Annotated in this window: 11 protein-coding genes; 5 read left to right on the top strand and 6 right to left on the bottom strand. The window is 52.1% G+C overall.

The genetic code is table 11. The features are described 5' to 3' along the window. Window positions 1–225 precede the first annotated feature (225 nt). A complete protein-coding gene (locus EFA69_RS15440) occupies window positions 226–1,470 on the bottom strand; it encodes a BaiN/RdsA family NAD(P)/FAD-dependent oxidoreductase (RefSeq protein ID WP_123133987.1) in 1,245 nt (414 codons plus the stop codon). A 59-nt stretch (window positions 1,471–1,529) separates the two neighbouring features. Beyond that, window positions 1,530–2,357, bottom strand: a complete 828-nt coding sequence (locus tag EFA69_RS15445; RefSeq protein ID WP_183906812.1) for an SDR family oxidoreductase — start codon at window positions 2,355–2,357, stop codon at window positions 1,530–1,532. A gap of 67 nt (window positions 2,358–2,424) precedes the next feature. Between EFA69_RS15445 and EFA69_RS15450 the strand changes: the two genes are divergently transcribed. Next, window positions 2,425–3,897 (top strand): phytoene desaturase family protein, encoded by a 1,473-nt coding sequence (locus EFA69_RS15450; RefSeq protein ID WP_123133989.1) that lies wholly within the window; start codon window positions 2,425–2,427, stop codon window positions 3,895–3,897. A 10-nt stretch (window positions 3,898–3,907) separates the two neighbouring features. Here the strand turns inward: EFA69_RS15450 and EFA69_RS15455 are convergent, their stop codons facing one another. Next, window positions 3,908–5,926: an ATP-binding protein gene (locus tag EFA69_RS15455; RefSeq protein ID WP_123133990.1), complete on the bottom strand. Its 2,019-nt coding sequence runs from the start codon at window positions 5,924–5,926 to the stop codon at window positions 3,908–3,910. A 206-nt stretch (window positions 5,927–6,132) separates the two neighbouring features. On the opposite strand from EFA69_RS15455, the gene EFA69_RS15460 reads away from it, so the two are divergent. Together EFA69_RS15460 and EFA69_RS15465 are read left to right on the top strand one after the other, a co-directional pair. Beyond that, window positions 6,133–7,023 (top strand): SDR family oxidoreductase, encoded by an 891-nt coding sequence (locus tag EFA69_RS15460; protein WP_123133991.1) that lies wholly within the window; start codon window positions 6,133–6,135, stop codon window positions 7,021–7,023. Window positions 7,024–7,026: 3 nt separating this feature from the next. Then, the gene (locus EFA69_RS15465; RefSeq protein ID WP_123133992.1) at window positions 7,027–7,494 is read left to right on the top strand and encodes a type II toxin-antitoxin system RatA family toxin; all 468 of its coding nucleotides are present in this window, start codon (window positions 7,027–7,029) and stop codon (window positions 7,492–7,494) included. Between the two features lie 48 nt (window positions 7,495–7,542). Here EFA69_RS15465 and EFA69_RS15470 read toward each other — a convergent pair whose 3' ends face one another. Together EFA69_RS15470 and EFA69_RS15475 are read right to left on the bottom strand one after the other, a co-directional pair. Then, the gene (locus EFA69_RS15470) at window positions 7,543–9,819 is read right to left on the bottom strand and encodes a S46 family peptidase (protein WP_123133993.1); all 2,277 of its coding nucleotides are present in this window, start codon (window positions 9,817–9,819) and stop codon (window positions 7,543–7,545) included. Between the two features lie 245 nt (window positions 9,820–10,064). Next, window positions 10,065–10,502 carry a YkvA family protein gene (locus EFA69_RS15475; RefSeq protein WP_123133994.1) on the bottom strand — a complete coding sequence of 146 codons (438 nt, stop codon included), beginning with the start codon at window positions 10,500–10,502 and terminating at the stop codon, window positions 10,065–10,067. Between the two features lie 216 nt (window positions 10,503–10,718). On the opposite strand from EFA69_RS15475, the gene EFA69_RS15480 reads away from it, so the two are divergent. Both EFA69_RS15480 and EFA69_RS15485 read left to right on the top strand, forming a co-directional pair. Continuing rightward, the gene (locus EFA69_RS15480) at window positions 10,719–11,477 is read left to right on the top strand and encodes a hypothetical protein (RefSeq protein WP_123133995.1); all 759 of its coding nucleotides are present in this window, start codon (window positions 10,719–10,721) and stop codon (window positions 11,475–11,477) included. Between the two features lie 230 nt (window positions 11,478–11,707). Next, window positions 11,708–12,232: a DinB family protein gene (locus EFA69_RS15485; RefSeq protein ID WP_123133996.1), complete on the top strand. Its 525-nt coding sequence runs from the start codon at window positions 11,708–11,710 to the stop codon at window positions 12,230–12,232. Between the two features lie 161 nt (window positions 12,233–12,393). On the opposite strand, the gene EFA69_RS15490 is transcribed toward EFA69_RS15485, so the two are convergent. Then, window positions 12,394–13,770 (bottom strand): PhoH family protein, encoded by a 1,377-nt coding sequence (locus EFA69_RS15490; protein ID WP_123133997.1) that lies wholly within the window; start codon window positions 13,768–13,770, stop codon window positions 12,394–12,396. Window positions 13,771–13,806 lie beyond the last annotated feature (36 nt).

Raw genomic sequence — 13,806 nt, forward strand, 5'->3', positions numbered from 1 at the left:
TCAATACCTTCAGCTAAACGCACCTATTCCAGTCTTTCCCTAGAGCGCCTCGCTTGTGGCCAAGTAAGAAAGAAACCAAGAGAAAGCTGCATTACTTGGCCGCAAGGGCAGTGCGAGAGGGGAAGACGGGGCCCCGCGGCCGTGAGCGCTTACCGCCAAAGATGGAACACCACTGCTTATAAACCCATAAACAAACGCCACAGCCTAGGCATTAGCATTCTAAAATCAAACTCCAACTTCAGCCATTGCCTTACCCGCCAAAAATCCCCCCGTCCAGGCCGCCTGAAAATTGAATCCGCCGGTAATGCCGTCAATATCCACCACTTCCCCGGCAAAAAACAGTCCGGGCACCAATCTACTTTCCATCCGCTCCAGGTGCAGTTCCTCCAGCTTAATGCCGCCGCAGGTCACAAATTCTTCTTTAAAAGTAGTCTTTCCCTTCACCTCAAAAGGAGTCCTGATGAGTAACTCAATCAATTTATTCTGGGCTTTACCCGAAAGTTCTGCCCATTTCACGGTTTCCGGCACTTCGGCCAACGTGCAGAGGCGTTGCCAGAGGCGGTTGGGCAACTGGAAGAGCGCATTGGTGTAGACCGTCTTTTTAGGGGAATGCTGCCGTTGCAGCAGCAGTTGGCTCCGAACCTGTTCTTCAGTGAAATCGGGCACCCAGTTCACCAAAGCGGTACCCGTATAAGCCAAGCCGTGCAGCAGCTTGGCGCCCCAGGCGGAGAACCGCAGTACCGCCGGACCGCTCAGTCCCCAATGCGTAATGAGCAACGGTCCCTCGGTTTCCAATTTCTGGCCCGTCAGCTTCACTTTGGCTTTAGGAACCGACACTCCCAGCAAATCTTTGAAAGGGGAGGCGGGCACATTCAAGGTGAACAGCGAAGGAACGGGAGCTTCAATGGTATGACCAAGATCCTGTAGCCATCTGTAATGCTCCATTTTAGGATTACCGCCCGTGGCGATCAGAACTTTTGAAGCTTTTAATTGGCTTCCGTTGCTCAGGTGAAGGAGAAACCTATTTGGTGCAGGAGCTTGCGCTTGTACCTGAAGGGAGGAAACGCCTACGCTGGTTTGGATTTCCACCCCCGCCCGCTGCGCCGCCTGCACCAGACAGTCTACAATGGTCTCTGAGGTGTTGGACTGTGGGAACATCCTGCCATCTGCTTCGGTCTTCAATTTTACGCCTCGCTTCTCAAACCAGGCTACGGTATCTTCGGCCCCGAAGAGCGGGAGCAACTTCTTGAGGGCTTTCTGACCTCTGGGATAGTGCTGGGAAAAGGCGTTCGTTTGGAAGCAGGCATGCGTCACATTGCATCTTCCGCCCCCTGAGACCCTAACCTTAGAGAGAAGTTTGGTGGTTTTTTCCAGCAAGAGCACCCGTAGCGTTGGGTTGGCTTCGGCACAGGTGATGGCCCCGAAGAATCCGGCAGCGCCACCTCCAATCACAACTACAGTCTCTCGCATCTGTTTAGAGCTTGTTTTTGCAAAAATAGGCAAAAAACAGCTGGCACAAGAGGTGTTGCTTAGAAGCCAGGTGATGAGAGGCAGCTCAATGGATCAGGATACCGGAACTGATATTGAAGTTCCTGGTTTACCAAATCACTGTTGATCAGTTTAAAAGAAGGCTCACCCTGTGCGGAGAAGGTGGGCGGGGGCAGTTGCAGGTGATGGGCGGCAGTTGTATAAAATTGCTGGCGCGAAGGATGGAGGGGCGCACACGCGTTGAAGGTATATTTCCATTTGTTCTGCGTAATGATTTGAAACAGAATCTGGACGCAATCACTTAAATGAATCATATTAACTGGTGCCTGTGGTTGGGCTACCTTGTCTTTGCCCGCCAAAAACCGACCGGGATGCCGGGTGCCGCCCATCAACCCCCCAAAACGTACCACCGTGGTGCCGTTACCAGACCACTGTTGTACCTGGTGCTCACAACGTAGGAGAAGGTTATCGGCATTGGCTGCGGCGAGGGCATCTGCTTCGGTAATTTCCCGGTTCAGGTCTGGATAAACCGATGTGGATGAAACAAAAAGAACGTGCTTCACTCGTCCGGCTGCTTCCGCTAGTACCTGTTCCACAACTTGTTCATAGGGCATGGCAGAAGATGGCTGCCGTGAGGGCGGAAGGTTAAATACCAGCACATCGGCTTGCAGAAAACGCGACAATTGCGTTTCGGGGCCTTTTTCCGGAAAAGTGAGCAAAAACGGTTCAATGCCCTGAGCGGCTAAAATGGGTAGTTTCTCTTGGGTGGTGGTGGAGCCATGCACCCGGTAACCTGCTTGCACCATGGCCTGCGCCAAGGGAAGCCCTAACCAACCGCAGCCCATCACACTGATCGTTTTCTGTTGCATGCCACAAAGAACGGCGGTAAACGTATGCCTTGCAACAAAAGCTCCTCCAGTTGGTTCTTGAGCATACATGGAAACAATAGATGTACAGGTAGCAGTGATTGGGGCCGGTTTTGGCGGGCTCACCACGGCTACTCTGCTGGCAAAAGCCGGTTTGCAGGTGGCGGTGGTAGAACAGAACAATTACCCCGGCGGCTGTGCCTCCAGCTATAAACGCAAAGGCTACTGGTTTGAAACCGGGGCCACCACGTTGGTTGGTCTGGACCAGGACATGCCGCTCCGGTACCTGTTTGAGGAACTGGACCTACAGATTCCTTTATTGCGTTTGGAGATCCCCATGCAGGTCCGGCTCCCCAATGGCACTTTACTGACCCGGTTTCAGACGCTGGAGCTATGGATACAGGAAGCGGAACGGGTTTTTGGAGCGCCAGGACAGCGGGCGTTTTGGGAAACCTGCTACCAGATCAGTCAGCGGGTGTGGCGCACGTCTCTGCGGCAAAAGAGTTTCCCGTTCAGCTCCTGGTCAGATGTTTGGCAGGCGGCAAAGGCCTTGGAAATGGAACAGTTGAGCCTTCCGCCCTTGGCTTTCAAAAGTATGAAAGATTTGCTGTCACAGCACGGTCTGTTGCAGAACAAAACCTTTATAGCGTTCTTGGACCAGCAGCTATTGATTACGGCGCAGAGCAAGCACACAGAGGTGAATGTACTGTTTGGCGCCACCGCCCTCTGCTATACCATGTATGGCAATTATTATATGCCCGGCGGCTTGCGGCAGTTGAGTAACCACCTGGTGCGGTACCTGGAACAGCACCAGGGGCAAATGCTGTACCGCCGGCAAGTGCGCCAAATTATTCCAAAAGCAAAAAGAGAAGGCTATACCATTTTCACGGAGAAAGGCACAATTACAGCTTACTATCTGGTCTGTAATCTGCCCCTGAACAATTTGCAGCAGTTGTTTGAAAGTGCACAGCTACGAAAGAAACTTGCTACCTACATTCTTCCTGCGCATAAAGTAAACGGGGCTTTCACCTGGGGAGTGGTTTTTGAACGTTCAGGTACTACGCCAGCGGTTTTCCACCACCAGTTGCACGTACCCGGCGGAGTCCCCTTTATAGGCAGTGAAAGCATCTTTGTGAGCCTGAGCCATCCGCTAGATGAGGAAAGGGCTCCTAAAGGTATTTGCGTAGCGGCCGTGAGTACGCATGTGCACCATCCGGAAGCGACATGGATTACACAGAAAAAGGAACTGGAGCGCTGGCTGGTCCAGTTTCTGGTAGAGCAGCAATTTTTTACTCAGGAACAAGTGCGCTTTGTGCAAGCGGCTACCCCGGGGGCCTGGATTGAATGGACAGGAAGGGAGTGGGGGCAGGTAGGCGGTTACCCGCAGTACTTGAACGTGAAGCCCTGGCAAATGAAAGACGCCCGTTTAGATGGAGATAAAGCCTATCTGTGCGGAGACACGGTGTATCCGGGGCAAGGTATTCCGGGAGTTTGTTTAAGCGGAATTATTGCCGCCGACAAGTTACTGCGGGATCATTTTTAGCCTTGTCTTCTCAAGCCATTGAACCATGGCCCGAGAGCGGAGAGTGTTCTTTCTGCAGTGCACCGGCAGCTACTGCTTTAGGTAAGGAGACATAGAACGTGGTGCCTACCCGCTCTTCGCTCTCCACCCAAATAGAGCCATGGTTAATTTGTATAAATTCTTTGCAGAGCATTAACCCCAAGCCACTCCCTTTCTCATTGGCGGTGCCTCTTCCCTTAAAATGATTTGGCCCGAACAGCTTGGAGAGGTTCTTACGGTTAATTCCTATGCCCGAGTCCTGTACAGAAATAATCACTTCAGTGGGGCTGGTACCAGTGTCGCTTATACTGACCAAATCGTCTCTATGGCAGAACTTGATGGCATTGGATATTAAATTCCGGAAGACTAGATTGATCATTTCCTCATCGGCTATTACAAAGAGGTCTTTCTTAAGTTGGTTTTGGAGCACTATTCCTTTTTGGGCCGCTTGTGGGGCAAGCAGTTGAATATTTTGCTGAATAAGCTTCTGCATGGAAACTTCTTTGGGTTCTATGTTCAGCCCCTTCATCTGGATTTTGGCCCATAGCAGCAAGTTATCCAACAAAGAGAGGGTATTCTGTTGCTGGGCTTCCAGGTCTTTCATGAAACAACTCATCTTCTCGGGCGGAAGAGTACCCATGGTCATAATCCGGAAGAGCGACTGCAGGGAAATGAGGGGTCCCCGTAAGTCGTGGGCAATAATAGAAAATAGTTTGTCTTTGAATTGGTTCAGATTTTCAAGCTCTCTTTTCTGGGTATGCAGGAGTTGCGCTTGGCTGGAGAGGGCATTGGCCTGCTCCTGAATGTTGGAGTTCTTTTCCAGGATCAGCTGGTTGTACGCTGAAAGTTGTTGATTTACGGCTTCCATTCTGCGTCTTCCCCTAAAGAACACGTAGGCAAGGGCAGCCATGAGAAGGAACAGAATGGCAACGGCAAACTGGGCGTTGGATTTCTGAGCCAGCTTCGCTTTCTGAAGTTCACGTTCCGCTTTAAGCTGCTTTATCTCTATTTCCTTTTTCTCGGTTTCATATTTTGTGTTTATCTCCGCAATGGCCTCCGCCTGGTTCTGTGAACTTAGAGAATCAAGGTAGTGGGTATGCAGGGTTAGGTAGTGGTGCGCTTTTGGGTAATCTCCGGTAGCGGTATAGATTTCATTCAGCAGCATGGTCGTCTCTTTGATTCCCTCCGGCGAAGGAAGCTTTTGGGCTACTTTAAGACTTTGCTTCGCCATTTCCAATGCCTTGCCATAGTGCTTTTGTTTTAAATGCACATATGACATAGCCCGCAGAATATAAATTAAATTAACCTCACTCTGGGTCTCCTGGCTGTAGAGGAGAGACTTCCGGAGGTGGAAGAGGGCGCTGTCATGCTTGCCCATCTCCATGTAAAGATTTCCAATGTTGAAGTAGTCTGTACCTAATTCGTATTTATCGCCTATCCCTTTGTCTATCTCGGCTACCTCCAGATACAGACGAAGGGCCTTCTGGGGTTGCTTGGTTAGTTCATAAACAGTGCCAATGTTCCCTAAGGAGGTACTGATGATGCTGTTCTTCTTCAACTGCCTCCCAATAGCCAAGCCCTTTTCAAAGTAGAGAAGGGCCTTTTTGTAGTTTTCCTGCTCCCGGTATAGGTTCCCTATGTTGTTATAACTGGAAGCTAAGCCTATAGTGTCTTGGATGCTTTCCCGTATTGTAAGCGATTTATAAGCGTATTCTGTGGCTTTGGTGTAGTTGTCTTGCCAATAATAGCCAATGCTGATGGTGTTATAGGAATTACCCAAGTCTTTCTGCAGCCCGTATTTCTGACAAAGCTTAGCTGCCTTCAGGCCATACTGTACCGCTAAGGAAGGATCGCTTTCCCAGTAATGTTCAGAAATATAATTTAGCAGGTCAGCTTTCTCTTGGGGGGTAGAGGCTTTCTTCAGTGCCTGAAGCAGTGCCTTTGGTTCATCTGCGGCTACCAGGCGTAGGGTCATGCCTAGTAAAGCAATGACCAGCAGAAATTTTCTCATAGTGATTTTATACAAAGTAAAGTTAGGAGTTTCCTTTATATTTCAATAGTATGCATGCTGATTATGTTTGAAAGGGCAGTAATTTTAAAATAGAAGACACTATTTATTAAAAAATTTCAAAAGAAGTCTATTCAAAAACATATTTCCTCAAGAGGTCGTTTGTGTTCCTGCATGTAAACTACCTATACAAGACTTGCACAACTACTATGGCACACTATTCACAACCCATGCTGCGCGATGGCGCTTTACAAGGTAAAACCATTATCATCACTGGCGGTGGCACCGGTTTGGGGCGTTCTATGGGTACTTACTTCCTGCAATTGGGGGCCAACTTGGTCATCACCAGCCGGAAACTGGACGTGCTGGAAAAAGCCGCCGCTGAAATGAGGGAGGAAACAGGAGGGCAGGTGTTGGCCGTTGCCTGCGATGTACGGAAACCCCTGGAGGTGGAAGCCATGTTACAGGCCACCTTAGCTAAGTTCGGGGCAGTACACGGCCTCCTGAACAACGCGGCAGGCAACTTCATCAGTCCCACGGAGCGGCTATCGCCCAAGGCGTTTGATGTGATCGTGGATATTGTGCTGAAAGGCAGCTATAACTGCACCCTCACCTTAGGTAAGCATTGGATTGAAGCAAAGCAACCCGGCACCATCCTCAACATTGTGACCACCTACGCCTGGACGGGTTCCGGCTACGTGGTACCCTCCGCGACGGCCAAGGCGGGCGTGCTGGCCATGACCCGTTCGCTCGCTTCTGAGTGGGCCAAATACGGCATCCGGTCCAACGCCATCGCCCCGGGGCCGTTTCCTACCGAAGGAGCCTGGAGCCGCCTGTTCCCGGAAGCCTTGGCCGAACAATTGGACCCTTTGAAACGCATTCCGGTAAAACGTTACGGCGAGCATCAGGAACTAGCCAATCTAGCGGCTTATCTCATCTCTGACTATTCAGCCTACGTGAACGGCGAAGTCATCACCATTGACGGCGGCGAGTGGCTCTACGGTGGCGGCGAGTTCAACTACCTGGACCAGGTGCCCCATGAAATGTGGGATTCTATTGAGCAGATGGTGCGCGGCAAAAACTCAGGAAAACAAGAGTAGTATATGCCAACGCTGGAAGGAGTACTAGAGGTGCATGCGCCCCAGGAAGCTCTTTTTGACCTCTCCCAGGATTACGACCAGCGGCTGCTCTGGGACAAATACCTACGGGTGGCCCGGCTGGAGCATGGCGCGGAACAGGCCCAGAAAGGGGTAGAGGCATATTGCGAAAGCCGCAAAGGCATTGGCATGACCGTGCGGTACCTTACCTATCATCCACCTACACAGGTGGCCATGGAAATGACCAAAGGACCTTGGGTATTCCAGAAGTTCTCGGGGAGTTGGCGGTTTAAACCGGTAGGGAACAGTTCTACCCACGTGTACTTCCGGTATCATTACAAGCCAAAGTTTGGGTGGATGGGAAAACTGCTGCTGCAGCCCTTTATCTCTAGCCTCCTGCGCACCGACATCAAAAACCGGCTTCGCTTTTTCAAAGAAGCCGTGGAGAGCGGAATTCTGGATACAAAAAAATAGCCCCGAAGCGTTTCGGGGCTATTTTTTTGAAATCAGGGCAAAACCAGCTTAATCTGCTTTTACCTTTACTTTGGTTTTCTTCTTGTCTTTCTTAATCTTCATTTCCGCTTTGCCGTTTTGGGCGGCGGGAGCGGCACCTTGAGGACCATTGTTCACCAGCGTCATCTCTTTCACCAGATGGCCGGCTCCGGCAAACTTATCTACAATGAAGAGGAAGTAACGGGCATCCATGCTGATGTTGCGCACGCGGTCTGGGTCATACATAATGTCAGACATGGTGCCTTCCCAGTTGCGGTCAAAGTTGGTACCAATGAGCTCGCCGCGGGCGTTGATCACGGGTGAACCCGAGTTACCGCCGGTGGTGTGGTTAGATGCGATGAACGCTACCGGCATCTGTCCATTCACGCCATACGGACCGTAGTCTTTCTTCTGGTACAGCTCTTTCAATTTGGCAGGCACTTTGTAATCTACAATGGCAGGGTCTTCCTTCTCTATGATTCCCTCCAGGGTGGTGTAGTAGTCATACGTAACCCCATCTGCCGGCTTGTAAGAATCTACCTGACCGTAGGCTACCCGCAGGGTAGAGTTTGCATCTGGGTAGAATTTACGGTCTTTCTGCATCTCGCGCAGGCCTTGCAGGTACGTGCGGTTCAAGAGGGTATTCTGGTCATTGAGAGAGGTGTACACCGGCAACACCTGCTGACGGAAACTGTTGCCGAAGCTCTGCATTAAGGTTACGGCAGGGTCAGTCAGTAATTTCACTTTCATGGCGGCAGGTGCCAGTTTCAGCAGGGCCTGCACTTTCTCCTCAGACACCAAGTTAGAGGTGGCATACACTTCATTGGCGTACGCAGTCCAGTTAAAGTTTTTGTCTTTGGTGATTCGGCCGAAGGCTGCCGGATGGAATTTAGGATCTACCCCTTGCTGGTACATTTCCATGAGCGCGGCAAACACTTTGCGGTCGGTGGGCAGGTTGTAATTCTTGAAGAAGCCGGGCGCGCTGGCGCTCAGTCTCTTCACCTGGGCCTGAATGGCGGCTTTGTTCTCCTCGGTCTCCGTGCCTTTCTGGAGCAGATCGGCCAAGGCCATGTAATTCTGCGCGTAGCTCAACAGCTCCACACCCATCACTGCTTCCATGAAATAGTCGCGGGCCAGGGTGATGCCGTTGGCCAGCTGGCTGTAGTTCTGCTCAAACTGCGACAATACTTGCCCATAGGTGTTTTTGCGGCCGGTTTCCTGGGCTACCCACTGAGCGAATTGGCGCTCCTGTTCCTGCTTCTTGGTAATGGCGTCTAACTTGCGGAGGCCGCGCATTTCCCCAATCCATTTTTTGTGGGCGTTACTCACGCTGGCGTACTTGGCCGCGTACTGGATGCGCACTTTAGGATCGGCTTTCATGTCCTGGTCCAGAATACCCAGTTTCACGGTACGGATCTTCACCTTGGCCGGGTCAGAGATCTCGGCAATCTCACGCACCGCCTGAGACGGGAGGTACTCGGTAGTGCGGCCCGGGAACCCAAAGACCATGGTGAAATCGCCTTGCTGAATACCCGCTAAAGAGATAGGGAGGTGGTGCTTGGGCGTGAACGGCTTGTTGTTAGGAGAATAGTCGGCGGGTCTGTTGTCTGGACCGGCGTAGATCCGGAACAGGGAGAAGTCGCCGGTGTGGCGGGGCCACATCCAGATGTCGGTATCGCCCCCGAATTTCCCGATGCTTTCGGGCGGAGCCCCCACCAGACGGATGTCTCGGAAGGTTTCGGTTACGTACATGTAGTACTCATTGCCGTAGAAAAACGGACGGATGATGGCTCCGTAGTGCGTACCGGCGGTGGCCTGGGCCTGCACTTTCTTGATGTTGGCCTGCACGCGGCTCTCGCGCTCCGCCTCCGGCAGGTTAGCCGGAATGTCGCCCAGAATCTGCTTGGTCACGTCTTCCATGCGCACGATGAAGGTGGCGGTAAGGCCGGGGTTGGGTTTTTCCTGGCTGCGTTCCATGGCCCAGAAACCGTTGGTGAGCAGGTCATCCTCCACGGAGCTGTGCGACTGGATCTGGCCGTAGCCGCAGTGGTGGTTGGTGAGCAGGAGGCCCTGGTTGGAGATGATCTCGCCGGTACACCCGCCGCCAAACTGCACAATGGCGTCTTTGAGGCTGGATTTGTTGATGCTGTAAATGTCTTCGGCGGAGAGGCGCATGCCCTTTTTCTGCATGTCGGCTTCGTTGAGCTGCTTGAGCAACATCGGAAGCCACATGCCCTCGTCGGCGGAGGCGGAAAAAGAACTAATGGCCAGCAACACCCACAGACAGAACTGTTTGCGGTTAAACATACATTAGTTTTGGTTTGTGATACCCAAAAGTACGAATTAATGGCGTCAAGTAGCATGTAGCTTGGCGTAGCATGTATCAAGTATCAAGTAGCAAGATGGAATGTGGAGTAGGAGATGGCACATAAAAAAGCCCCGGTCTGTTTAGGGCCTGTTTTTTGAAAAACAGGCCCTAAACAGACCGGGGCTGAAAAAGTCTTGCTACTTGATACGTGCTACCTGATACGTACCGAGCTACATGATACGCTTTAGGAATGCCCCACGGCCACGCTTCCTTCTTCCCACACCTGGAATTTCTGCATCTCCTCCTGGAACGCGTTGATAAACCAGGCCATGAGGCTCAGGTCATCGGCGAAGCCCAGAATGGGAATGAAATCCGGTACCAGGTCCAGGGGCGTTACCACATACACCAGCACGGCCACCCCCAGCAGCAGGGTTTTGGTGTTGATATCGCGGTAGGTGCCGTTGTAGTAGGCTTTCACCAGCCTGATGAACCGGAACATGATGTCTTTGATCTGGTCCAGCCCGCTTTCATTGCTGTTGGCGTCGGTGAGTTTTTCATAGGCGGTGGTGAGCAGCAAGCCTACCTTTACCGGTTTCTTCATGATGCCAGAGGCTTTGGAGATCATGAAGCTGAAAAACGCATTCTTAGATAAATTAAGTCCTTTGTCGGCTAATGAGCTCATATTGGTTGGTTTTAGAGTCCTGTTTCACTGCACCGTATACGGCGGCGGCCGAAGTCTGGATATGGCTCTTTCCAGTTTAGGGTAGTTTCAGGAAAAAGAGGTGCTAAACGGCGGAAAGTGAACAGAATACGTTTAAATTTATATATTTAGAAAGTTGAATGGCCGGAGCAGCTCTGGCCCATTACCGGTTCTTTCACCTTTACCCGCTGTAACCGCATGAAAAAACTGTTCCTCACTTTTGTTTGTGTAAGTGCTTTTTGTAGCGCCTGGGCGCAGAGACCGTTGGCCGTGCCGTACGTGTTGGGGCTTCTGGATGACCACAATGGCCGGCTCCTGGCCAAAGAATCGGGAGCGCAGAGTGCGCAGTTAGACAAGTTCCACGCCATAGAGAGTACCCTGGTTTCTTATCTAGATTCCCTCCTGATGCTGGAAAACAAACGCACGCCAGACAAAATCCAGTATTCGTTCACTACCTGGGAGAAAGACGGCTGCTACTACTGCAAGGAGTTCAAGCTTTTGCAGTCAAAGAAGCTATCGGAGAAGATCAACGGGTCTTACACCTTCAAACCGGGCAAAGACGAGGGCAGCAGGGCGCAGGGGCTCTACGTGGGCACCCTCAAAAAGAACCTGTTCAAAACTCCCAAGGAGCGATGCTCTTTTCTGGCCGGGGCCTTTGCGCGCTACGGCAGCCGCGAGGAGCACTTGTACAAGTTCAGGCTGACCAATTCACTCAGCAAGTTCAACGCCATCCTGAGCGAGCTGAAGGCGCTGCGGTGCGAGGTGGTGAACGTAGACGAGAAAGACGGCGAGCCGCGGGTGCAGCAGATTTCCTTCATTCCCAGCGAGGAACTTAAAGCCTACCTGGACAAGCAGCTCAGAATCCAGACCGACATCCAGCGTCGCAAAGAGAAATTCGCCCGCGAACACAAACCCGGCAAAGAAGCAGAAAACCTCTTCCTGATGAACGAAGAATAATCTGCACGCCAACCCCGGGTGTCTATTGTTGAAGTAGATGTTTTTTGGGGGGACATAATATCTTCCAATATAGGCGATTATAAAGTAATACCTATGAAAGGGCTTGCGTGTGTTTAGGGGCTGTTTTTCTAAAAAGAGCCCCTAAACGTCATTGCAGTGCCTAGAATCTACGGCCCCGGGGTTACTTACCGGCCAAACCACCGTACTTGTAGAACTAACGCATCTTCCCTATGATTCCTAAACCACTACCATCTGAGTATAACGACTACTACCACAAGTACATCCAGCCCATCCCAGACCAGACCGATGTGCTGGAACTGCTCCTGAAGCAGCGGCAGGAAGTAACGCAGCTGTTTGGGCGGGTAACTGAGTCCGAAGCGAATTTCGCCTATGAGCCCGGCAAGTGGAGCATTAAAGAGCTGTTGGGTCACATGAACGATACCGAGCGTATCATGGCTTACCGCGCCCTGTGCATTGCCCGCGGAGAGCAAACCACGCTCCCCGGGTTTGACGAGAACGCATACGTTGCTAATTCGGGGTTCAGCCAGCGTACCCTGGCGGGTTTGCTCAAGGAGCACCAGGTTATCAGGGAAGCAACCGTAGCTTTGTTTGATACCCTACCCGAAGAGGCGCTGAGCCGAGTGGGGAGCGCCAACGGCAGTCCGGTTTCTGTGCGGGCCCTGGCCTTCATCATTGCCGGACACGAGCGGCACCACCTCCAGATTTTGAAAGAACGGTACCTGGTTAAATTGTAATGGATTGCTGATTGCTCTTTAGCGATTGCAGCAATTCAAAACAAAAACCAGCATCCCTTTCGGGGCTGTTTCCTAGAGAATAACCCCGAAAGGGATGCTGGTTTGAATGCGTTACCACCAGCACAAATTACAATAAGATATTCAGCAATCAACAATCCCCATCAAAGAAGCTGGTTCGCCAGGTTGGCCAGTTCTGAGCGTTCGCCTTTCTGCAGCGTGATGTGCGCGTACAGGGGGTGGTTCTTGGCTTTGTCTATGAGGTAGGAGAGGCCGTTGCTTTGGCTGTCTAGGTACGGGGTGTCTATCTGGTAGATGTCGCCGGTGAAGATGATTTTGGTGTTCTCCCCGGCCCGGGAGATAATGGTCTTGATCTCGTGGGGGGTGAGGTTCTGGGCTTCGTCAATGATGAAGATGATGTTGGAGAGGCTCCTGCCCCTGATGTAGGCCAGCGGCGTAATGACCAGCCGGTCGTCTTCTACCATTTCCTTGATGCGGTTGCTTTCGCGGCTGTGCTCCGGGAACTGGTTCTGGATGAATTTAAGGTTGTCCCAGAGCGGCTCCATGTACGGACCAATTTTGGAATTGGCGTCGCCGGGCAAAAAGCCCAGGTCGCGGTTGCTGAGCGGCACAATGGGGCGGGCCAGGTAGATCTGCCGGTACACCTCGCGCTGCTCAATGGCGCCCGCCAGGGCCAGCAGCGTTTTCCCGGTACCCGCCACGCCCTGGATGGAAACCAGTTTGATGTCTGGGTGCAGAATGGCGTGCAGCGCGAAGGTCTGTTCCGCGTTGCGCGGCTTTATGCCCACCGCCACCGGCTTGTCTACCCGTTCCAGTATGCGCGACTGGGGGTTATAGTACGCTAAGGCAGAAGATTTTGCGCTGCGCAGAATAAAGTAGTGGTTGTCCAGGGGCGGCTGCGGCAGGGCTTCCTCCACGGGACATTCGCCTTGCTCATACAGCTGCGTGATCACGGTAACCGGAATGCTCTCTACTAAGTCGCTGCCCCGGTACAGGTTGGTCACGTTCTGGATTTTGCCTGTCTCATAATCCTCGGCAGAAAGATTGAGCGCCCGGGCCTTCAACCGCAGGTTAATGTCCTTGGTCACCAGCGTTACCCGGTGGTCGGGCAGCTCGTGTTGCAGGGCCAGGGTGGCATTCAGGATCTTATGGTCGGTTTTGTCTTCATTGAAGATTTTTTCGGCGTCAATGGGCGCCCCGTGGCCCATGAGTACCTTGAAGCGTCCTTTGTTGGAGCCGCTGAGCGGAATCCAGGTCTGAAGCATGTGCTCTGCCGAGAGCTGGTCAATGAACCGGATAAACTCCCGGGCCTCAAAGTTCTTGATGTCGTTCCCTTTCTTGAAGTTGTCCAGTTCCTCCAGCACCGTGATGGGAATGGCTACGTCGTGTTCGCCGAAATGCTCTACGGCGCTGTGGTCATAGAGAATGACGGAGGTATCCAGTACAAAGGCTTTCTTGGGTTTGGGCGCTTCGGCCTCCGGCTTGGGAGCCCGTTTTCGGGTGGTGGCGGGTTTCTGCACAAGACTCAGTTTAATGTGAAAACTAGAAGATAAAAT

This window comes from Rufibacter immobilis, assembly GCF_003721565.1.
Taxonomy (GTDB): Bacteria; Bacteroidota; Bacteroidia; order Cytophagales; family Hymenobacteraceae; genus Nibribacter; species Nibribacter immobilis.